The organism is Akkermansia sp. 54_46 (assembly GCF_001917295.1).
Taxonomy (GTDB): Bacteria; Verrucomicrobiota; Verrucomicrobiia; order Verrucomicrobiales; family Akkermansiaceae; genus Akkermansia; species Akkermansia muciniphila.
The window spans coordinates 1-23095 of the sequence record NZ_MNUD01000003.1; the positions used below are offsets into that span (position 1 = coordinate 1).

14 protein-coding genes and 1 pseudogene are annotated in these 23095 nt (G+C 54.6%); 6 read left to right on the plus strand and 9 right to left on the minus strand.

Features of this window, described 5'->3' with window-relative positions:
- Together BHW66_RS01670 and BHW66_RS01675 are read left to right on the plus strand one after the other, a co-directional pair.
- A partial coding sequence (locus BHW66_RS01670; RefSeq protein WP_286688829.1) for a hypothetical protein occupies positions 1 to 213 on the plus strand: 213 nt, incomplete at its 5' end.
- A gap of 1031 nt (positions 214 to 1244) precedes the next feature.
- Entirely contained in the window at positions 1245 to 2018 is a 774-nt protein-coding gene (locus BHW66_RS01675; protein WP_102758821.1) for a PEP-CTERM sorting domain-containing protein, read from the plus strand.
- Between the two features lie 134 nt (positions 2019 to 2152).
- Here BHW66_RS01675 and clpB read toward each other — a convergent pair whose 3' ends face one another.
- Positions 2153 to 4735 carry an ATP-dependent chaperone ClpB gene (gene clpB / locus BHW66_RS01680; RefSeq protein ID WP_046437406.1) on the minus strand — a complete coding sequence of 861 codons (2583 nt, stop codon included), beginning with the start codon at positions 4733 to 4735 and terminating at the stop codon, positions 2153 to 2155.
- Positions 4736 to 5235: 500 nt separating this feature from the next.
- Between clpB and BHW66_RS01685 the strand changes: the two genes are divergently transcribed.
- Both BHW66_RS01685 and BHW66_RS01690 read left to right on the plus strand, forming a co-directional pair.
- Positions 5236 to 6192, plus strand: a complete 957-nt coding sequence (locus BHW66_RS01685; RefSeq protein ID WP_022198183.1) for a bifunctional helix-turn-helix transcriptional regulator/GNAT family N-acetyltransferase — start codon at positions 5236 to 5238, stop codon at positions 6190 to 6192.
- Position 6193: 1 nt separating this feature from the next.
- The gene (locus BHW66_RS01690) at positions 6194 to 6547 is read left to right on the plus strand and encodes a cupin domain-containing protein (RefSeq protein ID WP_022198182.1); all 354 of its coding nucleotides are present in this window, start codon (positions 6194 to 6196) and stop codon (positions 6545 to 6547) included.
- A gap of 273 nt (positions 6548 to 6820) precedes the next feature.
- On the opposite strand, the gene kdpC is transcribed toward BHW66_RS01690, so the two are convergent.
- The 6 genes and pseudogenes from kdpC to BHW66_RS01725 all read right to left on the minus strand — a co-directional run bounded on the left by kdpC (position 6821) and on the right by BHW66_RS01725 (position 15701).
- Positions 6821 to 7396, minus strand: a complete 576-nt coding sequence (gene kdpC, locus BHW66_RS01695) for a potassium-transporting ATPase subunit KdpC (protein WP_022198181.1) — start codon at positions 7394 to 7396, stop codon at positions 6821 to 6823.
- Between the two features lie 28 nt (positions 7397 to 7424).
- Positions 7425 to 9531: pseudogene (gene kdpB / locus BHW66_RS12770) on the minus strand (potassium-transporting ATPase subunit KdpB).
- 34 nt (positions 9532 to 9565) lie between these two features.
- Entirely contained in the window at positions 9566 to 11266 is a 1701-nt protein-coding gene (kdpA, locus tag BHW66_RS01710; RefSeq protein ID WP_046437404.1) for a potassium-transporting ATPase subunit KdpA, read from the minus strand.
- 112 nt (positions 11267 to 11378) lie between these two features.
- On the minus strand, positions 11379 to 12158 hold the full coding sequence (locus BHW66_RS01715) for a TonB-dependent receptor (RefSeq protein ID WP_046437402.1): 780 nt from the start codon (positions 12156 to 12158) through the stop codon (positions 11379 to 11381).
- Between the two features lie 152 nt (positions 12159 to 12310).
- On the minus strand, positions 12311 to 13009 hold the full coding sequence (locus BHW66_RS01720; RefSeq protein ID WP_012419876.1) for a response regulator: 699 nt from the start codon (positions 13007 to 13009) through the stop codon (positions 12311 to 12313).
- A gap of 13 nt (positions 13010 to 13022) precedes the next feature.
- Positions 13023 to 15701 carry a sensor histidine kinase KdpD gene (locus tag BHW66_RS01725; protein WP_146023961.1) on the minus strand — a complete coding sequence of 893 codons (2679 nt, stop codon included), beginning with the start codon at positions 15699 to 15701 and terminating at the stop codon, positions 13023 to 13025.
- Positions 15702 to 16192: 491 nt separating this feature from the next.
- On the opposite strand from BHW66_RS01725, the gene BHW66_RS01730 reads away from it, so the two are divergent.
- Together BHW66_RS01730 and BHW66_RS01735 are read left to right on the plus strand one after the other, a co-directional pair.
- Positions 16193 to 17152: a hypothetical protein gene (locus tag BHW66_RS01730; RefSeq protein WP_046437400.1), complete on the plus strand. Its 960-nt coding sequence runs from the start codon at positions 16193 to 16195 to the stop codon at positions 17150 to 17152.
- A 6-nt stretch (positions 17153 to 17158) separates the two neighbouring features.
- Positions 17159 to 17842: a PEP-CTERM sorting domain-containing protein gene (locus BHW66_RS01735; RefSeq protein WP_012419873.1), complete on the plus strand. Its 684-nt coding sequence runs from the start codon at positions 17159 to 17161 to the stop codon at positions 17840 to 17842.
- A 189-nt stretch (positions 17843 to 18031) separates the two neighbouring features.
- On the opposite strand, the gene BHW66_RS01740 is transcribed toward BHW66_RS01735, so the two are convergent.
- Positions 18032 to 21826 carry a glycoside hydrolase family 2 TIM barrel-domain containing protein gene (locus BHW66_RS01740; RefSeq protein WP_102758823.1) on the minus strand — a complete coding sequence of 1265 codons (3795 nt, stop codon included), beginning with the start codon at positions 21824 to 21826 and terminating at the stop codon, positions 18032 to 18034.
- A gap of 136 nt (positions 21827 to 21962) precedes the next feature.
- Positions 21963 to 23024 (minus strand): lipid A deacylase LpxR family protein, encoded by a 1062-nt coding sequence (locus tag BHW66_RS01745; RefSeq protein WP_022198172.1) that lies wholly within the window; start codon positions 23022 to 23024, stop codon positions 21963 to 21965.
- Positions 23025 to 23095 lie beyond the last annotated feature (71 nt).

Below are 23095 nucleotides of genomic sequence, written 5' to 3' on the forward strand. Positions count from 1 at the left end.
GTCCGTCCGCCGCCGGGCTTTTCATCCCGTCGCCGTGTTGGCGTGCCGAGAAATCTATCATCCCACACCTTTTTGTCAATTTTTTTCGAGATGTTTTTTCATTTTTTCCCGATCCTTATTCAGGCCATACCCACTGCAATCACCCTTAATACACACCTAATCAATGAGATGCTCTTTTGTCATAATCCCCCATCCTGGCGCGTCTTTTTTTGAACGCTTCCCTTTTTCCCCTCGCTCTTCCCCTTTTTGAAAAGGGACAGTATAGTTGAAATAGGGTGAAAGCTAGCAATGGCGGGAAATTACAGCGATGGAAAGAAGAGACGGGTAATTGTGATGAAGGAACATGAAACTGCCTGAAACGGGACAGGTTGTTGCGATATGAAATCGCCCCTCTTCGGAGGGGCTGTCAATATTACGAGGCCAAAGCCAAGCCGAAAATAATGGTTTTGAGGGAAAGATGCCGACCGAACCGGAGGACACCCGGGAATGGTAAACAAAAAGATTCCGGAACGATCGGTATTTCGGAGAATTCCCGCTGGTCCTGCCGGTGCTGGCACAGCGCCGAGGCTCCCCCTGATTTATACGCCCGGATGTTCCGGATGGTGACGACAGGCAATCCCCGGCCTTATGGAGTGCCGCGCGAGCGCAGGGCGGAAATTATGCACTCCCTTTGCAACGCCAAAATAAAGCTGATGGCAGCGGCAGCAATAGCCCCGGTTCAAGGTACGGATCAACCTTCCTTCCGGTGAGTTTTTTATAGCAAATTCGGGGGTAAAAGTCACGCGAATTCACCCGTTTTCAGGATATCGCAACAACCTGTCCCGCATATCGCAACTATCTTGCGCCGTTACATTTTTTACAAGGAAACTGTCCTTACCAGGAGGGCCCCTGCCGGTATTTTCAGCATTTTTTGTTGTTATGCAACAAGAGCCAGAAAAAAGAAGGGGTGTCTGACCCGTCTTCCCTGAAAAAGAAGCAGACTTGATTTATTTTCACTTGAACAGAAAGGATTTTTTTGCTATTCAAGGGTTTATTATTTTTTATCTATGAAAAGTTCATTCCAAATTGGCATTCTCTGCACTGTTTTCTGCTTGGGAAGCACTTTTTTCTCATCTGCTGTACAGACAGTTAATATAGGCTCCACTTTTTCATGCACCTTCCTAGATTCCGGGGAGAAGGGATTTTTTGATTCTTCAAGTACTCATACCTAGACCAGTGATCAGATAGATTCCGCCATACGGGCGTTGAACACATGGAATACCCTGATTAATTCCACCCCGGGAAGAACGCTTAACGTAGGCCTCACCTGGTACGACGGAGCCGATTCCTCCACCCTAGCCTCCGCTTATTCCCCTTATTACTACTACCTGTCAAACAAGCCACAACAGGTTTCCACCATGGCCGAGGCCGTATGGCGCGATGGAAGCACAAGGACTACCTCAGGCTATGATATTTACATCCAGTGCAATACCTCTCATTTGGCTTCCCTTTATTATGGGGCCGCCTTATTGGCGGAGCATACGGGAAAATATGATTTTCAAAGCATCCTGACCCATGAAGTGGGGCATGCCGTTGGTTTTCTTTCCCTGGCGACGCAGACAGGCACTTTCCAAAGAGTCCAATCCGGAAGCGCTTCCACAACCTACAGCACCATGCTGTACACCAAGTATGATTCCCTGTTAACCAACCAAGAAGGCCAGTCCATCGTAGAAAAAGCCGGAAATGGGAATACGGCATTTACCCTAGGGGAAACTTTGTCTCTGGGCGATACGGGGCTTACTGTCTATAACCCCACCACATGGTCGGAAGGGTCCAGCATGGCCCACATTGACAGCACGAGCGATCCAGACGCCCTTATGCAGTATTCCATCTCACCGGATACCTATCATCGCACCCTGACGGATGGAGAAGTGGGATTAATGCGTTCCATGGGCTGGAACATGGTTCCGGAACCCGCTACCGCTACGCTTTCCCTCCTAGGGCTGGCCGCACTCGCTTTGCGCCGCCGCCGTTGCTGACGACGCTCTGTCCCAGATTTAACCGCGCAGCAGATTTTCTTCAGCTCCCGGAAGCGGGAATCTTTATATCAGAAGGGCGGCCCTCTCAGGGGACGCCCTTCATTGTTTTTCCGGCAACATGCCGAGAAATGCAATTATCTTTTCTCCTTGGTGAAGTCCAGTTTGCCGTCTTTTTCCCGTACCACGATTTCCGTTCCTTCCGGGAAGTCTCCTTCCAGAAGCTTGAGGCTGAGCGGGTCCAGAAGATCATGCTGAATGGCCCGTTTGAGAGGACGGGCTCCATACACAGGATCAAAACCATGATCCGCCACCAGAGCCGTAGCTTCCGGAGTCATGCGCAAAAACAGGCCCTTGGCTTCCAGGCGCCTGCGGACACGCTGAAGCTGAATGTCCACAATGCCCTTGAGTTCCTGCGCCGTGAGCCGGTCAAAGATGATGATTTCATCAATGCGGTTCAGGAATTCCGGACGGAAGTGACCGCGCAACGCTTCCAGGGCCTTGGCTTCCCTCTGTTCCGCATTGGCTTCATTGAGGATGTACTGGCTGCCGATGTTGGAGGTCATGATGATGACCGTGTTGCGGAAGTCAACCGTACGACCCTGGCCGTCCGTAATGCGGCCGTCGTCCAGCACCTGGAGCAATACGTTGAAGACGTCCGGGTGGGCCTTTTCAATTTCATCGAAGAGAACCACGCAGTACGGACGACGGCGCACGGCTTCAGAGAGCTGACCGCCTTCTTCATACCCCACGTATCCGGGAGGCGCCCCGATGAGGCGCGCGACGGAATGTTTTTCCATGTATTCGGACATGTCAATGCGAACGATGGCGTTCTCACTGTCAAAGAGGAATTCCGCCAGCGCCTTGCTGAGTTCCGTCTTGCCCACGCCGGTGGGTCCCAGGAACAGGAAAGAGCCGATGGGCCTGTTTTCATCCTGCAGCCCGGCGCGGGCGCGTCTCACGGCGTCGGATACGGCCTTAACGGCCTGTTTCTGCCCGATTACGCGGGCGCCCAGACGCTCTTCCATGTGCACCAGCTTGGCACGCTCCCCTTCCTGCAGACGGGCGGCGGGAATGCCGGTCCAGGTGGCAACCACTTTGGCAATGTCTCCTTCCGTGACTTCCTCCTTCAGCAGCCCTCCATCTTCTTTCTGCATTTTACTGAGCTTTTCCTTGCCTTCCGTCAGGGCGCGCTGGGCTTCCGGAAGTTCGCCATAGGTGATTTCCGACGCGCGGGTCAGGTCACCCATACGTTTGGCCCTTTCGCTTTCCAGCTTGAGGGCTTCTATTTTTTCCTGTTCCCTGCGGACGGCGTCCAGCACTTCCTTTTCGCTTTTCCATTTGGCAATCATGGAACCGGATTTTTCCTTCAGGTCGGCCAGGTCCTTGGTGATTTTTTCCAAACGGGCCTTGCTGTCGGCGTCTTCTTCCTTCGCCAGCGCCTGCCGTTCCATTTCAAGCTGCATGGCCTCACGTTCAATCTGGTCAATTTCCGTGGGCATGGAGTCCAGCTCAATTTTGAGGCGGGCTGCCGCTTCATCCACCAGGTCTACTGCCTTGTCAGGCAGAAAACGGTCGGAAATATAACGGTCGGAAAGGGTGGCCGCCGCTACGATGGCAGCGTCCGTAATACGCACTCCATGGTGGACTTCATAGCGTTCTTTCAAGCCGCGCAGGATGGCGATGGTATCTTCCACGCTGGGTTCGGAGACCATGACGGGCTGAAACCGACGTTCCAGAGCCGCATCTTTTTCAATGTATTTGCGGTATTCGTCCAGTGTCGTCGCGCCGATGGTCCGCAGTTCCCCGCGGGCCAGGGCGGGCTTGAGCAGGTTGGAGGCATCCACCGCCCCTTCACTGGCGCCCGCGCCTACGATGGTGTGCAGTTCATCGATAAACAGAATGATTTCACCGTTGGAATCCGTTACTTCCTTAAGGAAGGATTTCAAGCGTTCTTCAAATTCACCGCGATATTTGGCTCCGGCAAGCATGGAGCCGATGTTGAGGGATACAATGCGCTTGTTGCGCATGCTTTCCGGCACGTCGCCGTTGACAATGCGCCGCGCCAGACCTTCCGCAATGGCGGTTTTGCCAACGCCGGGCTCCCCGATCAGGACGGGATTGTTTTTCGTCCTGCGGGAAAGAATCTGCAAAACGCGGCGGATTTCCGTATCACGGCCGATGACGGGGTCAATTTTACCGGCGCGGGCGCGGGCCGTCAGGTCCGTCCCATATTTTTCCAGCGTCTGGTATTTGCCTTCCGGGTTGTCGTCCGTCACGCGCTGGTTGCCGCGCACTTCCTTCATGGCGGCCAGATAGTTATCCTTGGTCAGCCCAAAGGTGTCCGTCAACTGGTGCACTTTGTTTTGCGTGTCCAACGCCCCAAGCATGAAGTGTTCCACGCTGAGGTAGTCGTCTTTGAGCTTTTTGCGTTCCTCTTCCGCAGCCTGCATGACGGTAGCCAGGTCACGCCCCATCTGCGGCTGGGTGGTGGCGCCGCTTTGAGTAGGTTCGTGGGAAACCTCCCTTTGGGCTGCCTGGAGAAGCAGCCCCGGATCGCAAGAGGCTTTGCGGAGAATAGGGGAAAGAATTCCGCCTTCCTGCTCCAGTAACGCCACCAGAACGTCCAGAGAAGAAATTTCCGGTTTTCCAAGCCGGCCTGCAGTTTGCTGCGCCTGCATCAGCGCTTCCTGAAATTTTGTTGTTAGATTGTTAAGCATGGTATGTTGGTATTTTAGACATAAGAATAACTCCAACCGTTGAATGGAAAAACAGGATTTTTCCTGTTATCTAAAAATTTTTTGCCCCTCCGGATTCCCCGCAATATCACTTGCACGCTCAACGGATTATTGGAGAGTCCGCCCTGACAAGGAAATCCTGTCCCGCTTTCTCATGGAGCTGGCGCATCCGGTATCCCGGCAATAGTGTAAATCCTGAACGCCAAGGAAAATATTTCCGGAAAGAACGGCAGCCCCGTACCGGATAGAAACGCAGGAACAGCCCTTGCCCATGCTCCAAAATAATCGCGTGGGCAAGGGCGGCAATGCCAAATACCACGTTCGCAGCCTACCCGACTGACAGGAGACGGATTTTTCCATTCCATTGATGGATACAGCGATATTCCCCACCTGCAAGAAGACTAAAATGTGAAAAAATGCTTGCTCGCATGATAATGGCATATTAGTTACGTAATCAGTTACGTATTTAATAACGGAAAGATATGGATTTTTTCAATAGGACAGGTAAAATAGCCATTGGAAGCAGGCTGCGCATGCTGACGGATGCTGTGACGTCTGATGCAAGTCAAATTTATGAATTATACGGCATTGACATAAAGCCAAAGTGGTTTCCCCTGCTTTTCGTTTTAGCCGGCGGGAAAGAGAAAACAATAACGGGCATAGCTAAGGAAATAGGGCACAGTCATCCATCCGTGAGCAATATCGTTGGAGAAATGACGGCAAGAGGATTGGTGAAAGGCCTTGAAGACCAGAAGGACAAGAGACGCACCGTCATCGCCCTGTCTCCACATGGGAAAAGGGTTGCCGCCATGCTGACAGAGCTCTGCAAAGACGTGGAGGTCGCCGTAGAGGATATTTCCAAGGAAACGCGCCATGATTTGTGGAGAGCTATCGGCGAATGGGAAGACCGGCTCGCTGAGAAGAGCCTGCTGCAACGGGTCAAAGAAGCCCGGAAAATGAGGGAAAGGGAGCATATCAGGGTAATTCCTTACGAACCGTGTTACAAGAATACGTTTAAATCACTTAACGTACAGTGGATTACGCAACATTGGAAGATAGAACCGCACGATCTGGACTATCTTGATCATCCGCAGGAATATATTATCAACAAAGGAGGCTTTATCTTTGTAGCCCTTTACAGGGGAAAGCCCGTCGGAGTTTGTGCCCTCTGCAAAATGGATGACCCGGTATATGATTATGAACTGGCGAAACTTGCCGTTCACCCTCATGCGCAGGGCAAAGGCATCGGGGAAATACTTTGCCATGCAGCTATAGACAAAGCAAAGGACATGAAGGCGAAAATTCTTTTTCTTGAAAGCAACACCCTGCTCAAACCCGCCATACACACATATAAAAAGCTGGGATTCAAGGAACTTGCGGAAAATCACCCGGCATACGAACGCGGAAACATCCAGATGGAACTGAAGATAACGTATTGATATGGAAATCATAAAAAATAATAAAGTCATCGTTCGCAAGGAAGACGCATCGAAGAAAGTGTTCAAGGGCGTTTCACTGGATTCGCTCGCTGTCGGAGAGAAATCAATGGCAGCAAAGATGTACTATGTGAAAGGCAACTTCGCCTCTACCCACCAACATCCGCATGAACAATGCGGGTACGTCATTTCAGGCAAATACCGCCTGAACATGGAAATGCCGGAGAAGAATATTGAAGTGTTGCTTCATGCAGGGGACAGCTACGCCATACCGGACAATACGCCTCGTTCCTTTGAGGTGATGGGAAGCGGAGAGGTTGTCGATGTGTTCACACCGCCAAGGGAGGACTATTTGTAAACAGCCGCATTTGGGGCTGAAGAAACTTCATATCAGCCTAATAAAACTAACGAGAGGATGTCGCCCCCCCTATTGCTGCATTCTGAAAGGATTATCCGGCAGCATACCGCACGCCGGCCAATTTATTGTCTCTGTTTTTCAACAAATTAGGCCAAACTGACAAAAATCCAATAAGAAAACCGCCCCGGTAACCGGAGAAAGACGCGGAACCAAGGCACCGGCTGATGCCGGACGATTTTTCCGCCAGGATATTTTCCGAACCGGGGCGGTCAATTACATCCCGCTCATCGGGAACAATGTATCCAGCGCAGCGTTCAGGGTCATCACGTTGACTACGTTTTCCCCCAAAATTCCGCCCCGGACGAAGTGTTCAGACACCAGTTTCCGGATTTTTTCCGGAGGCACTCCGCGCGTGGAGGCAACACGGTTCAATTGAAATTCCGCCGCTTCCGGAGAGATAAAAGGCTCCAAACCGCTGCCGGAAGCAAAAAGCATGTCCGCAGGGACAGGCGTTTTCTCCGGCAGACTGTGGGCTTTCAGCAGAGCCGCCCTGCGCTCCGCCACCGTCCTGACCAGCTTCCCGGAAGTCCAGGAGAGGTTGCTGGCTCCGGAAGGCATGGTAGCGTATTCTCCGGCAGAGGGCCGGGGCCAGAAATATTTGGCGGAGATAAAAGGCTGTGCGACAAGCTCCGAAGCGATAATTTCCCCCCGTTCATTCCGGATTAGGGAACCATGAGCCTGATGAGGGAAAAAAATCAGGCTGACCAGCGTAACGACCAAAGGGTAAATGCCTCCGGTAATGACGGCCAGAGACAGAAACAGGCGCAGATTGGGAAATGTCCACTTCATGATAATTCAGCAGGTTAGGATTGGATTTTCAAACAAGGCGCCATGCATTGATGACCATATCAATAAGCTTGATGCCCATGAAAGGAGCAATCAGGCCGCCCACCCCGTAAATGAGGATATTGCGCTTCAGCAGGGAGGCCGCTCCCGCCGGACGGTAGGAAACCCCTTTCAAGGCCAGAGGAATCAGCGCTACGATGACCAGGGCATTAAAAATCACAGTGCTGAGAATGGCGCTTTGCGGGGAATTCAGGCCCATTATGTTCAGGGCGGAAAGAGGTCCACTGGCCATGCCGTCAGCCACAAAGAGGCCGGCAAACATGGCGGGAATGATGGCAAAGTATTTGGCTACGTCATTGGCGAAGGAAAAGGTGGTCAGCGCGCCGCGGGTAATCAGCATTTGCTTGCCGATTTCTACGATTTCAATCAGCTTGGTCGGATTGCTGTCCAGGTCCACCATGTTGCCCGCCTCCCGGGCGGCCTGCGTTCCGGTGTTCATCGCCACACCCACATCGGCCTGGGCCAGGGCGGGAGCGTCATTAGTTCCATCCCCGGTCATGGCCACCAGGCGGCCGGCAGCCTGTTCCTCACGAATGCGCGCCAGCTTCATCTCAGGCGTAGCTTCTGCCATGAAGTCATCCACGCCGGCTTCCGCCGCAATGGATGCGGCAGTCAGGGCATTGTCCCCTGTCACCATGACAGTCCGGATGCCCATGGCCCGGAGCCGGGCAAAGCGTTCCCTGATGCCGCCCTTGACGATGTCTTTCAGATAAATGACCCCCAGCACGTCTTTTCCCCGGGCCACTACCAGCGGCGTACCGCCGACACGCGCGACATTCTGCACCATCATTTCCACCTCTTGCGGGAAAGTTCCGCCCCGGATTTTCACCCACTGCGCCACGCTTTCCGCCGCTCTTCCGGATGGAAACGGCCGGACGGCCGTCGTGCTCCGCAATATCCACGCCACTCATGCGGGTGGAAGCGGAAAACGGGATAAAAACAATATGGTCCGCGTCCATATGGCGGCCCCGGATTCCAAACTGTTTTTTAGCCAGCACCACGATGCTGCGGCCTTCCGGCGTTTCATCGGACAGGGAAGCAAGCTGGGCGGCTTCCGCCAGCTGCAGGTCATCCACCCCGGGTGCAGGCAGGAATTCGTTCGCCATTCGATTGCCGAAGGTGATGGTTCCGGTTTTATCCAGCATCAGCACATCAATGTCCCCGGCTACTTCCACGGCGCGCCCGGACACAGCCAGCACATTCCGGCGCACAAGCCGGTCAATGCCGCTGATACCAACGGCACTTAATAATCCGCCGATCGTCGTCGGAATCAGGCATGCCAGAAGAGAGACCAAGATGGGCAGGGAAATACGGCCCTCCGCCCTGAAGCCAAGCGCCCGGGCAGAATCCTCAATGTATCCGGCCATGGCGGGAAGGGAAAGAACCACGGCAAGAAAAACAATGGTCAGCGCCACCAGCAAGATACCTAGAGCGGTTTCATTGGGCGTTTTCTGCCGGCTGGCCCCCTCCACCATGGAAATCATGCGGGCCAGGAACGTATGGCCCGGTTCCACGGTAATACGGATAACAATGCCGTCACTGATTACACGGGTTCCTCCCGTTACAGCGCTGCGGTCCCCCCCGCTCTCACGGATGACCGGAGCGGATTCCCCGGTAATGGCGGATTCATCCACGCTAGCGATGCCTTCTATCACCTCTCCATCCAGGGGGATGATATCCCCGGCCTCGCACAACACTTTGTCCCCTTTGCGCAATTCGGAAATGGAGACGATTTCCTCCGTTCCCTTGTCCGTCAGCAAACGGGCGTTCACATAAACGCGCATTTCTTTCAGAGCGTCCGCATACGCCTTTCCCCGGCCCTCCGCCAGCGCTTCCGCAAAGTTGGCGAAAAACACGGTGAACCAGAGCCAGAGCGCGATTTGCAAAGTAAAGCCGAAGGGTTGCCCGGCAGCCAAATCCCTGATAAGGGCAATCGTTGCCATCAGAGCGCCGGCAGCCGTGATAAACATCACGAAGTTTTTAGACAGGACGCGCGGGTCAAATTTGCGCAACGCATTCCGGAAAGCTGTTTTCAACACGGCTCCGTCATACCAGGATTGACTCTTTTTCTCCTTCATGATCATAAACATCCGGATTATCGGCGAATACGCCTTAAAGCATGGTTCCCGAATACAGGAGCAAATGCTCCAGAATAGGTCCCAGAGCCAAGGCCGGGAAGAAGGTGAGGGCTCCTACAACCAGCACGACGGCTACCAGCAGAACCATGAACATCAGGTTATCCGTCCCCATGGTACCCTGGGCCGGCGGAGAAATTTTCCTGGATGCCATGCTGCCAGCAATCATCATCACCGAAATAATGGTTCCGAAACGGGCCAGCAGCATCGCCAAACCGCCCAGCAGGGAATAAAAAGGCGTATCCCCTGCAGCCAGACCAGCAAAGGCGCTTCCATTATTCCCGGCCTGGGAACCGAAGCAGTACAGGATTTCCGTCAGCCCGTGGGGGCCGGCATTGCAGATGGACGCCCGCCCGGCTTCCGTAGCGGCGGCCAGCCCGCTCATGACCAGGACGGCCATGCCGGGGAGCAGGACACCCACCATGGAGCAGCACACTTCCCGGGCTCCCATTTTTTTGCCCAGGAATTCCGGGGTTCGCCCCACCATTAAACCGCACAGGAACACGGTAATCATGGCAAACATCAGCATGCCGTACAAGCCGCAGCCCAGACCTCCGAAAATTACCTCACCCAGCAACATATTGAACAGGGCAATGCCGCCACCCAGCGGGGACATGCTGGAATGCATGCAGTTCACGGACCCGTTGGAAGATGCCGTCGTAGCGACGGACCAGAGGGAACTGTTCGTAACGCCCAGGCGCACTTCCTTGCCTTCCAGCATTTCCATGCCCGGGAAAAGCGGGTTTCCCGCATGTTCCGCCCACTGGGACAAGACAATGGCCGCCACAAGCAGAATCATCATGGCTCCGAAGATAATCCACCCCTGCCTCTTTTTTCCAATCATGACGCCGTAGGCGTATGGGCAGGCGCAGCCGGCCAGAAGCAGGGAAATCATTTCAACCATGTTGCTGAAGGGCGTGGGGTTTTCAAAAGGATGTGTGCTGTTGTTCCCGAAAAAGCCGCCGCCGTTTGTTCCGAGCTGTTTGATGGCTATCTGGGATGCCGCCGGGCCACTGGGTATCATCTGTTCCACGCCATCCATGCCCGGCACGGCAATGGGTCCGTCAAAGGACTGCACCACACCCTGGGAGACCAGCAGAAGAGCAATGACCGTGGAAACAGGAACCAAAAAATACAACGTGCTGCGCGTCAGATCCGTCCAGAAGTTCCCCAGAGTAGAAGCGCATCTCCTTTCCAGCCCGCGGATCAGGGCGGACATGACGGCAATTCCCGTGCCGGCGCTGACGAAATTTTGCACGCCCAGCCCGGTCATTTGAACAAAATAACTGACGCCTTCCGGCCCTTCCCCTGAATAGAACTGCCAGTTGGTGTTGGTCACGAAGCTGATGGCCGTATTCAAGGCTATATCCCACCGCATATTTTCCGTTCCGGCGGGATTCAGAGGCAGCCATTTCTGGCACAGCAGGGAAAGAAAAAGGACGAGGAATCCAGCGGCGTTAAACAAAAGAACGGCCGTCAGATACTTTTTCCAGTCCATTTCGCGGGTGGGGTCCACTCCGGCCATATGGTAGACGCAGCGCTCCACGGGACCCAGAACCGGGGAAAGCCATGTCTGCCTTCCCATCAAAACACTTGCCAGCCATTTTCCGAGAAACGGGGTGAAAGAGACCAGTATGCCTATGAACAGGACAATGATTAACAAGTCGTGTGAGGACACAACGCAACTCTACGCGTATTCTGGAAATTCCGGGTAGTTAACAAAGGGCCTCCGGACATTAAGAAATTATTAATTCCTCTCCGGAAGCCCGTTTTTTAACGCCGATGCGCCGTTAAAACTCCACGCCCAGGCGGAATCCCACCCAGAATTCGTCTCCGGCATCCCTGTGACGCAGCACCGTAGCCGCCTGGGAATAATTGACGGAGCCGGAAAGCGTATAATGTTCTGCAAACCTCCACGTCACACCCAGGCTCCAGTCAATGCAGTTGGAGCCGTCATCATAGTCCACGTTATAACCGCCGTTGTACCCGTACCTGACCATGGGAACCACGGTCACATTTTCCAGGGGGGACCACTCCAACCGTACAAAGGCGCTGTAATAGGCTTCAAAATCCTGGTGTTCCACTTTCACCTGGGTTTCCGCTCCTACAGCCAGCCAATCCGTTACGGCATAGGAGACCGTCAGCGCCGGATTGGCCACATTATAATCCTGCGTAAAATAGAATTGGTGCTCATACCAGGGATTGACAGTCCACTTCCCCAGATTCCAGGCGTAACCCAGAACCAGGTCCAGTTCATCGTAATTGGCGGAATCTCCTCCGGCATACCAGGCGCTGAACGTAAGATTCTTCCAAGAAATGCTCGGAGCCACTTCCCAGATGCCGCTGCCCGGCAGGCAGTCCAGACCTTCCGTTACGTACTTGCTGGACCACCCCGCCGAGAAGGAAAAGGCCCAGTCCGCGTCTGTGGAAGGTATGGCGGCCTCTTGCATGTTTGTCAGGGAGGCTATCGACGGAGAAACCGTTTCCTCTCCTGCGCAGACGGTTCCTGCTATCATGGCGCAGCCCAGGGCTGCGGCTCCTACGTTTCTTGCGTTGTACTTGATCTTCATAAAGACGTATTGAATACGTCTTGGAGCCTACACAGCATGTTGAACTGCGTGAAGTTAAGTCATCTTCTCCAACCGTTATGAAAAAATATATTTTCCGGCTGCCGCAGATAATGCGCCGCTATTTTTTCCAGCCCAGTAAAACGGGACAAGGGCTACTCGGCTCCATCCGCCACAATTCTGTAACCCAGGCCGGATTCCGCGCGGATAATGCGGTTTTCCGGATCGGAATCCCCCAGCTTCTGGCGCAGGTGGGCAATGTGCACCCGCAGATAGTGTGTGTCCTCCTCATGCTGGGGGCCCCAAATTTCACGGAGCAGCTGGCGATGGGTCATCACCTTGCCCTGATGGAGCAGAAGCAGGCGCAGAATTCCGTACTCTTTGGAGGTTAAATGAATTTCCTCTTTCCCCTTCTCCACGCGCCGGGAACTCAGATCCACGACAATGGGACCCAGCCGGAATACGGACGGCTCGCGGTCCGGACGATTGCGCCGAAGCATCACGCGCAGGCGCGCCAGCAATTCACGGCCGCTGAACGGCTTGGTCAGGTAATCATCCGCCCCGGCATCCAAGGCATCCACCTTTTCATCCTCCCTGTCCCAGGCCGTTAGAATCAGGATAGGAACCTGAGTCCACTCCCGAAGCTGTTTCAGCACTTCCAGGCCGTTAATGTCCGGAAGCCCCAGATCCAGAATAATGGCATCCGGCCGCTTCAGCGCGGTCTCACTCAAGCCAAGCTGCCCGTTTTCACACTCGCGGACATGGTAGCCTGCGCCGGTCAGCGTCAGGTTCAGAAGACGGCGTATCTGCCGTTCATCGTCAATTATCAGGATATCTGCAGGAAAGTTGCTCATGAGGCAGGAGGAATTACTCTTCAGGAACACTATCGTGCTCCACCAGGGGAAGGACAAGCCGGAAACATGTTCCGGCGGAAACGGGAACCAGGGAGACGGCACCGCGCTGAGCTTCCATAAACCCGCGCACAATGGGGAGCCCCAGGCCCAAACCACCGGGCCGCGTCGTCCGGAAGCGCTCAAAAATGGTTTCCGCCCGTTCGGGAGGAATGCCCGGCCCCATGTCATGAATATCCAGCCAAACCTGGCCGCGCACGGGGTCGGCACCACCTTGCAACGTAACAGAGGTTCCCTCAGGAGTATGTACGCAGGCATTCAACAGCAGATTGACCAGTACCTGTTCCATCAGGGAAAAATCCGCCTTCACCAGCGGATAGTCCGGCGGCAGGGAAACAGACACGGGATGATTCCGGCGTGCTTCCCTGGTAGCAGCCAGAGCCCCTTCAATAACATCCCCCAGATCGCACCAGTCCAGTTTGGGTTTCAAAGCGCCGGATTCCAGGCGGCTCACATCCAGCAAATTCTTCACCAGGCGGCGCAGACGGCGCGCGGCCAGTAAAATTTCCCCGTATTCTTCCCGCTCCTCCGGTGCGGACGCGGCACGTCCGGCCAATTTTTCACAGCCGCCCTCAATCACGGCCAAAGGCGTTTTGAACTCATGGGAAACACTGTCCAACAGGGATCGGTGCAGTTTTTCCGATTCTTCCATGAGCCGCGTACGCGCCCGTTCCGCCCTCAATTCTTCACGCTCCAGCGCCATGGCCAGCTGCGCTCCCATGCTTTCCAGCAAATCCTTCTGCCCGGCCGTCAGGCACTCCCCTTCCTCTGGCCTTATGCCCAGTACGCCCATGCAACGCTCCCCGGACATCATGGGAAGGTAAAACCCTTCTGCTACCGGGATCGTATCCGTAAACCTTCCTGCGGGGCGGCGGTGTTCCATACACCAGACTGCCACGCTCCATTCCTTCTCATCCATGGCGTACTCTCCGCCGGTCTCCCAAAGCCTCAGCTTACCGCCGCCTCCTTCCGGCGTCATGACAGCCAGGCGCACCCCCATAATCTGGCTGATCTGTCCCGCCGCGACGGAAATGAGGGAAGGCACGTCCGAAGCGGATCCAATGGCCCGGGAATACAGGAACAGGGCATTGGTCTTTTTTTCCCGTTCCCGTTCTTCCCGCTCGCGGATCCTCAGGCGGGAAGTGAGCCGTCCCGTAGAAAGGGCCACCAAAAAGAAAAAGAAGCACATCAAGGCGTCCTCCAGCCGCTCTATCTTGAACGTCATCACCGGGGGAATAAACAGCAGGTTCCACAACAGGACGCTCAGCGCCGCGGCCAAAAGCATGGCCCAGCGGGAACGGATGAAAAAGCCCAGGCCCACTACTCCGGCCAAATACAGGAAACCGGGAGCAAAATAACCGGTAAATGCGGAAACCAGCAGGCCGGCACCCGTGACGGCCGCTGTCACGCCTGCGGCCAGCCAGTAATCCCGGCCATCTTTCTCCGTTTTCCGGTGCCAGCTCTTCCAACGGTTACGGCCCGGTCCCGAAGCGGCGGGAACCACGTAAATATCAATCTGGTCGCTTCCCTTCACCAGCTTATCCACCAGGGATATGGGCCGCACCAGGCCCCACAGGTAGCTTTCCTGCGGTTTGCCCACCACAATTTGGCTGACATTTCTTAAAAAAGCCATGCGGAGCAGCGTTTCCGCCAAATCGGAACCGGGCATCACGATCACTTCCGCGCCCAGCCGCCGCGCCAATTCCAGATTGGCGTCCAGCCGCTGCTGCTGTTCAGGAGGCAAGGGCACGCCCGTATCCACGGAAAGGGCTATCCACGGAGCGTTCAGGGCATAAGCCATGCGGCGCGTCCAGCGTACCAGCCGGGCGGAAAACGGGCTGGGGCCTACCGCCACCATCAGACGTTCCCCGCTGCGCCAGATGGAGCGGTCCCCGGAAATGGTACGCACCTCCGTCAGTTCATGGTCCACCTTCTCCGCTACGATGCGCAGGGCCAGTTCCCGGAGGGCCGTCAAATTGGACTCCTTGAAAAAATGATCCAGAGCGGCGGAAGCCTGGGGAGCGCTGTACACTTTCCCCTCCCGAAGGCGCGTCCGCAGCTGATCCGGAGTAATGTCCACCAGCTGGATGCAATCCGCCTCCGCCAATACGGAATCCGGCACGGTTTCCTGCACGGGGGCGGCTGTAATGTCGTGAACGGTATCGGAACGGCTTTCCAGATGCTGCACGTTCAGCGTGGTGTAAACGTCTATTCCCGCGGCCAGCAAATCCTCCACGTCCTGATAGCGTTTCCTGTGGCGCATTCCCGGGACGTTGGTATGCGCCAGTTCATCCACCAGAATAAGCTGGGGCTTCACGCGCAATGCCTCCTCCAAATCAAATTCCTCCATTTCCACTCCCCGGTAAACCATCTTTTTCATGGGAAGGCGCGGCAGCCTGCCAATGAGCCGCATCGTATCTTCCCTCCCATGGGATTCCGCCACGCCGATAATGACTTGCACGCCCTTGTCCGCCGCCTGAATGGCCGCCTCCAGCATGGCACATGTTTTGCCTACTCCCGGCGCCATGCCAAAGAAGATTTTCAGCAAGCCGCGGCCGGGACGGGCTTCCTCCCTCCGGATGGAGGCCAGAATCCTGTCCGCCCGCTGGCTGTCCGAATGCGTTTCTGAAAACATGAAAAGAGGAATCGGAATGATATCCGGCTTGAATGTTGGAATCAACCTAATGGAAGAACGTTCAGGGCGCAAATAAAACAACCCGGAAAAAACATTAAAATTTTATTAAATCCTCTCCCCTGTTTTCAGGCTCTCCCCACCCCTTCCTCTGCCAAGCATTCCTGAAATCTTTTTTTCATGATTTTCCCCTTCCAGGTTCCGCACCGTATCTCTACCACCCTGCCTCCGTCCTGTTTTTCCTGTGTCCGGCCATTGGAAGTTACTGTTCCGGAGGCATTGAAAAAAGCGGCGGCAGCCCTTCCTGCGCTTCAAATCCCGGGGCCATCCCCCGGACAAACCTGAAAGCTTCCTCCATCCGGGGAAAAGTCTGACAAATGAAAAACGGGAATGTTTCCCCCTTTCCTAATTGACAAACGATTTCCTTTCTTCTTAATGGGTTAATGTTTATCAATCCGGTACATTGTCTGCCAGCCTCTCTCTGCGCATGCGCGTTGCTTCCGGCAACAATCGCCTCCCTGCATGCGGAAACGGCTTACAGTACGCCCTGCGGCTATATCCAGACAACCCTGTACGCCAAAGCAACGGGTTATCTGGGTTTAGGGGTGCATCCGGAAGCCTTGGTACAGCACACCCTTGAAGAAGGCAACATTACTATTTCCGGTAATAAAGTCACCATCACGGACCCGGACGTTAATTTCAACGACCTGATGAATGAAAACTCCGCCTATGTGCTGGTTCTTCACTTCGGCAATGAAGTTATAGCTCTTCCCTTAAACCGGGATGGTTGGAAAAAACCGGGAGCCAGCTGGACGGAGCATTCCATTAAAGTGGATGACCGCCTTCTTTCTGATCTGGTAAGCAAGGGCACTCCCCCCGATTTATATGTCCTGCGCAAGGCGCGCACTCTGGATGATATTCTTGGAGAAGACAACCAGTTTGGCCTGAAAAGCGGCTCCGCCATGTCTGCAGACACGGTTAATATCTTTAATTCGGCAACCACCAAGCTTGCCGCTTATTATTCTGGAAATGAATGGAGAAGAAGGGGATCTACGGAAAATATCGGCAATATGCCGGTGTTCAGCCATGAACCCCTGACCATTACGCGCAAAGCTGGTTCCGATGTTACAGCTGTGGTCATTGGGGAAGTATCCCTGAAGAATCAGAAGCTGGTCGTTCCCACATTCAATTCCCTTCTTCACACTCGCCTGCCCCTTTCCCAGACTTTGGCTGAAATAGCTTTGCAATTGCCTGATGACGCCGTCATCAACATTCCCGCAGATGACAAAAATGCCATGGTCAAGGTCGTCAACAACAACGGTTCCTGGAAACGTCAGGACAATGGAGAGGATGTTTCCAATATCCCCTTCAGCGGAGTTTTTTCCATCTACTACGAATCTTCCAAGACACCTTCCTACATCACGGTGTCCAGCAAACATCAAACCAACAAATAACCAGCCATGTTCTATCGCTCCCTTTTCACCAATGCTTTCACCGCCTGCGCTCTCTTTTCTGGAGAAATTGCCTTAGCGGACAGTTTCAATATCAGCAATGACGATTCCTCCGCATATTCCCTAATCAATTCTCTCGGAGAACCGCTGAATGCAGGCAATGCCATTTTAGGCACCTTCAGCAGCGGTACTTGGAGTTATGATGTGACCACCAGCCGATGGAACTTCCAAGGCAATTCGTATGCACAGGATCAACTGAAATACAGTGATCTGATGAGCATGCAGAACAACTTCACCAGCGCGTTGACAAATATACCGGAAGAGCAAAATGGCGGCGTCGCTGACGGCAGATTTAACTTGTCCGGAGATTACTCTTCTTCTCTGACATCCCCGGTTTATCTAATGGTGACGGGACAGGATGGAGAAACAGCTCTTTTTGTCTTTAAAGACGTATCCAGCGACAGTCTGCTTAATTACGATAATATAGATATATCCGGCACCGAGACGTTCGATCTGTGGCTTACGACCAAGGAGCAGGCTCTAACAAACGAGCTTGACTACTACACCGAATGCATCCTGGGAAACATCAATCTGCAAAACAATACCATCCAGCTTTTGATCCCGGAACCCGCGACAGCCACCATGAGCTTGCTGGGTTTGACGGCCCTGATGGTACGCCGTAAACGGAAATAGAAGCTTCCCTTTTCATCAAACCCCTGTACGGGTATTTTCCGTACAGGGTTTTTTGTTCTGCCAATTGTTCATCCTCCATCTTCTTCTGCATTTTCCCTCCAGAAAACCCATGGAGCCCGGCAAATAAAACGCCCCGCGCACTCGGAAAGAGCGGCGGGGCGCCTGTTCAAACGGTAAAAACCGCAGGAGTTATTTCTTAACGGGAATGATATCCAGTTCCGCTACGGCGGCGTAATCCCGCCCCTGCGCCTCACTAAGGGCGGAAAAACGGAAATAACGCGCCTTGACGGGAGCCTGGAATTTCACTTCCTGCAGGTCAGCACTGTCCGGGAAGGAGCCCTTGGCGGCAGGCTGCCATTTCTCTCCGTCCGTGCTCACGTCCACGGAATAATCTTTCACGCGGCCATTGCTGCCGCCATCCTGACGTGGAAGATAAGTGATTCCGGAGAATTCCCGCTCCTTACCCAGGTCCACGACCAGTACATGCGGATGTTTGGTCACGGTTTTATTATATTCAGAGTGCCAGAAGGTGCCGGGATCACCGTCAATGGCGAATTCGGCGTCCGCTTCGCCCTGCTCCTGGCTGGTTACGCTCTTGACCGTATACTTGTCCGTGCGGGTCAGCATGGTCATATCCAGCCGGGCCGCAGGCACGCGGATTTCCCCCTTGTAGGACTTGGCGGTAATGGGCCGCATAAAGAAGGACATCGGGTAGGGCTTGTTGGCCTTGATGATGTCCCTGCCCATGGGGCCGGGACCGCAGGAAGCACCCCCCAGGCCGCGCGTGGCGGAAGAGAGAACCAGCACGGTCTTATCCGTCGTCTTCGGCAGTTCCACGGGGTGGTTTGCCAGGATCAAATCCGTGGTGGTATACGGAAGGGCGGAGAAAGCGAACGGTGCGCCCACGGAACCGAAAAGCAGGCCGTTCCCCTTGTCGTCCGTAACGGCCACCCAGCGGGTATCCTCATGGTTGCCGCAATCCTGCGGTCTGCCGTACGGGAAGAAAGAATCCCAGGCTGTCGTTTTATACACGCCCAGAGGCATGCCGCTCTTGCGGTCCGCATAGTTTTCTTCCGGCCCGCGCCCGTAATAGGCTACGTTGTCCATATTCGCCGGCAACTGGAGTTCGTATCCCAGGCGCAGCAGTTCCAGGGGATTGCCGCGCGGAAGCAGTACGGACTGGCAGACGACAGTTCCATCCGCATAGATGGTCCATTCCAAATTATTGATGAAATGGGTGTTCGTATCGTTCAGGGGTTGCTTCCTGGCCGTGATGGTGGTCTTGGTATCGCCGTAGCCGCTGATGTTTTCAGCCTGTTTGCCGCTCACCTTGATGGATTGTTTGACGGTGACGCTATTGCCGTTATCAATGGCTTCGTAACTGAGCAGTTCATGCTTCAGTTCACGGAGGCCGTTAGCCATGCTCTTGGCCATGACGCCCGGCTCATTGCTGGAGGCGGCGCGCAGGGCGTTCACCGCCATGGGCGTTTTAAACAGAGGCTTGCCGTTTACCGTGAACTGGGCCAGTTCCCCGGTGGCCGCGTCAAACTGCACGGAAAAATCCTTGCCGGAAACGGTATGCTTGTCCGTGCTGAGGCTGACTTTGCCCGCAGGAGCCTTGAACACAGGCAGATCTCCCTGCACGGGAAGCTGGAGCTGGTCAAAGGCCAATTCATATCCCTTCTTGGCCCACCCCCTGTCCTTCTTCAGCTTGTAACTTATGCGCAAGGCATACTCCACCCCCGGTTTCCGGTTTTTCAACTGGGGAATGTCCGGAATGGGAACCACAATCTTTTCTCTGGGACCGGCCGGAGGCGTGTCCAGCCTGCCTTCAGCCACTGCATTGCCGTTTTCCGTGAGGGTCCAGGTAATGTCGTATGGAGAAAGGTCCGTAAAGAAATTCTTGTTGAAAATGGAAATCCTGCCGTTGTCCGTCAAAGATGTGGAAATATTCTGATAGACGTGCTTGACTTCAAAATAACCCGGTTCCGGCGTACGATCCGACAGGATGGTGCCGTTGAACACAAACTGGCCGCTATTGGGATGGTCGTTGAAATCGCCGCCGTAGCAGAGCATCTTTTCTCCATTCGGCAGGGTCTTGTACAAGCCCTGGTCCACCCAGTCCCAGATGGCGCCGCCCATAATGCGGTCGGAAGACTCGATGGCCTCCCAGTAATCCGCCAGGTTGCCCATGGCGTTCATCATGTTGTGTGCGTACTCGGAAATATAGTAGGGCTTGGGAAAATCCTTGTTGCCCGCCATGGAACGCGTCCAGTCCACGGACGGATACTGGTTGGACCCCAGGTCCACAATGTCATTATTGCGTTCGTAGTGGGTGGGGCGGGACATATCCCTGGCCTTCACCATCTTTTCCGCACTGCGGAAATTCTGGCCGGGGCCGGCTTCATTCCCCAGGGACCACATAATCACGCAGGGATGGTTCTTGTTGCGCTCCACCATCGCCATGATGCGGTCCACGTGGGCCGGCATCCACTCAATGGGATGGGAAAGGGACTCCTTGCCATAGTAATAGCCGTGGGACTCGATGTTGGCCTCATCCTGCACGTAAATGCCGTACTTGTCACAGAGGTAATAAAAATAAGGATCCGCGGGATAATGGGAACAGCGCACGTGGTTGATATTGGCGCGTTTCATCATCCGCACTTCTTCCTCCATCTGCTCCGGAGTCACGTAATGCCCTGTTTCCGGATGGCTTTCATGGCGGTTCACGCCCTTTACCTTCACCGGCTGGCCGTTTACCAGGAACACGCTGTCCTTAATCACCACATTGCGGAAACCCACGCGGGAGGAAACCATTTCTTCCGTCTTCCCGTCACGCTTCAGCGTCAGTACCAGGGTGTACAGGTTGGGCTCCTCCGCAGACCATAGTCTGGGTTTGGAATAAATGCCCAGCAGGGAAGTTTTAAAATCCTTCATGCCGGTAATGCGCAAGGGCTTTTCCAACACGCCGTCATATGGCGCATCCTTGGGCTTGACAGGTTCTACCAGTTTTCCGGCAGCGTCATAAAGGGCCATGGAAACCGTGCAGCCGTCCAGCTTTTCCGTTGCCGGAAACAGATTGCGAACATCCACATCCACCTGAAGGCGCCAATCGCCGTCCACGGTCCCCGGTTTGGCATGGTCAATATTCAAAGCCCAATCCCTCTGGTCCACCGGATTGGCCTGTGCGAAAAAGTCGCGGATGTGAACTTTCGGCAGCGCAAAGATGGAAACATTGCGGAAAATGCCGGACAGGCGGAACATATCCTGGCATTCCAGATATGCTCCGTCGGAATGGCGGTACACCTCTGCGGCCACCACATTCTCCCCCTTCTTAAGGTAGGGGCTGATGTCAAAACGGGCCGGATTCCGGGAATCTTTGGAAAAACCTACATACTGCCCGTTGATCCAGAGGTAGAAGAAGGAATCCACTCCGTCAAACTGCATGTACACTTCCCTGCCGTCCCAGTCCGCAGGCACTTCAAAAGTGCGGCGGTAGGAACCTACGGGGTTCCGTTCCTTGTAGGACGTATAATTCTTGTTGGAAGGCTCCTTCATTACATAAGGCCAGGAGCGTTCAAAGGGATACGGCTGATTGGAATAAATAGGGGTGCCGTAACCCTGAGTCTGCCAGGAGGAAGGCACCTTAATCTCCTTCCAGTCCTTTACGTCGTAATCCGGCTTGTAAAAATCGACCGGGCGGCTCTGGGGATCCTTCGCCCAGTGGAACTTCCACTGACCGTTCAGGGACCTGCGCCATTTACTGTTTTCAGGCAGCACTTTCAAGGCGGACTGCAAATCGCTGAAAGACGCGAAAAAGGCGGTTGGAGCTTCCTTATTCAAATGCAGGTTTTGTTCCTGTTCCCATTCCAGCCCTGTGGGGGCTGGCGCGGGGGCGGAATCGCCCGGTGCTCCCAGGCCGCACATGGCGGAACTTACCGCCAGCGCGGTACAGGATAAAAGCCAGGATCTGGTCGTTCTCATGAAATCAATATGTGTCGGAGTTGATATGCACAAACGGATTGTCCTGTTACATACGAATCCGCAATTCTAATTCTAACAGCAAACTTGCCCTTTGCAAGCTGCTGTTGCGTTTATGAACGGCCTGCAAACGCAGCCGTTAAAAAGTATGCCGGAGCTGGAGAACGCCCACACACTGCATGGATTCCTGCTGGGTGTACTCCTTGGTCATGTAATGCAGGCCGAAAAGCAATTCCGAGCGCTTGTACCGGAGGCCGAAGCCATAACCCCATTCTCCCACTACGGGATACTTGTTCACATACTTGGGGGAGGAACGAAACACCGTACCATCCAGATACAGGTCATGAGCCACGGCTCGCACGGCAGCATGAATATAACCGTAATACCCCCAATTGGAAACGGACATCCTGTTATAAACGAAGGGAGGCGCTGCGCTGGTCGCGCCGCGAATGCTGTTCTCCGGAGAAGTATTGCCCAGATTATAGCCGAAGCGGAAGGACATGCCGCCCCCCGCCTGCACCTTTACTGTGCCGGCGTCCGCATGCCAGTAAGCCAGGGCATCCGTTTCAAAACCGGAGCCGTAGCGCTTCTCCAGTCCGCGCAGGCGGTAATACCGCTTGAAAAACAAATTGGCGGTTATCTCTCCGGGGAGCTGGTTGGCCCAGCCGGGCCATTGCTCCATACCCCACAGCTTATGGATGAAATGCTGGGAGCCCTTGGCGAGGGAATTCGTGCCCGTGGTGCCGAGCTGCAGCTCCAGGGAATTGGCCCGGTCTTCATTCTTAACCAGGGAGGTCAGCCCCAGCGTCAGGTTGCCCACATAGGGGTGCTGGTTGTAGATGGGATAGGTGGCCTTCTGCTCCGGGGTGTACATGAGCTGGGTCAGGTCCAGGCCCCACTGCTGGCGCAGGTTGGCGGAACCGCTCATGCCCATGAACCGCCGCCAGGAATCCGAGGCGTTCGTGCCGCCCAGCACTGTTCCCAGCATGCCGGAAAACGTATGGCTTCGGGACGTGGTGCCGGACATCCACGCAAAGCGGACGCCGTTGGTATAATTATCATCATCCCCCACGAACATATCGTTTTCCAGATGGAAACTGATAACGGAGCCCTCCTGCGGCGCTTCTATCTGCTGGGTTCCTGCCTGCAGGAAGCCCACCGGCAGCAGGGCGGCGCACATGCACAAAGCCGTACATTTCATGCGGGGCAGTTTGTGCGTTTCACTTCCGCGTGGCAAGGAAAAATCAGGCATGCTCTGCGTTTGCACTTTTC

Bases quoted from the DNA above. Each gene is read 5' to 3' on its own strand.
- BHW66_RS01725 (WP_146023961.1), bottom strand. From the start codon at position 15,701: ATGTTTTCAGAAACGCATTCGGACAGCCAGCGGGCGGACAGGATTCTG.
- BHW66_RS01715 (WP_046437402.1), bottom strand. From the start codon at position 12,158: ATGAAGATCAAGTACAACGCAAGAAACGTAGGAGCCGCAGCCCTGGGC.
- BHW66_RS01735 (WP_012419873.1), top strand. From the start codon at position 17,159: ATGTTCTATCGCTCCCTTTTCACCAATGCTTTCACCGCCTGCGCTCTC.
- kdpC (WP_022198181.1), bottom strand. From the start codon at position 7,396: ATGAAGTGGACATTTCCCAATCTGCGCCTGTTTCTGTCTCTGGCCGTC.
- BHW66_RS01690 (WP_022198182.1), top strand. From the start codon at position 6,194: ATGGAAATCATAAAAAATAATAAAGTCATCGTTCGCAAGGAAGACGCA.
- BHW66_RS01685 (WP_022198183.1), top strand. From the start codon at position 5,236: ATGGATTTTTTCAATAGGACAGGTAAAATAGCCATTGGAAGCAGGCTG.
- BHW66_RS01745 (WP_022198172.1), bottom strand. From the start codon at position 23,024: ATGAAATGTACGGCTTTGTGCATGTGCGCCGCCCTGCTGCCGGTGGGC.
- clpB (WP_046437406.1), bottom strand. From the start codon at position 4,735: ATGCTTAACAATCTAACAACAAAATTTCAGGAAGCGCTGATGCAGGCG.
- BHW66_RS01740 (WP_102758823.1), bottom strand. From the start codon at position 21,826: ATGAGAACGACCAGATCCTGGCTTTTATCCTGTACCGCGCTGGCGGTA.
- BHW66_RS01720 (WP_012419876.1), bottom strand. From the start codon at position 13,009: ATGAGCAACTTTCCTGCAGATATCCTGATAATTGACGATGAACGGCAG.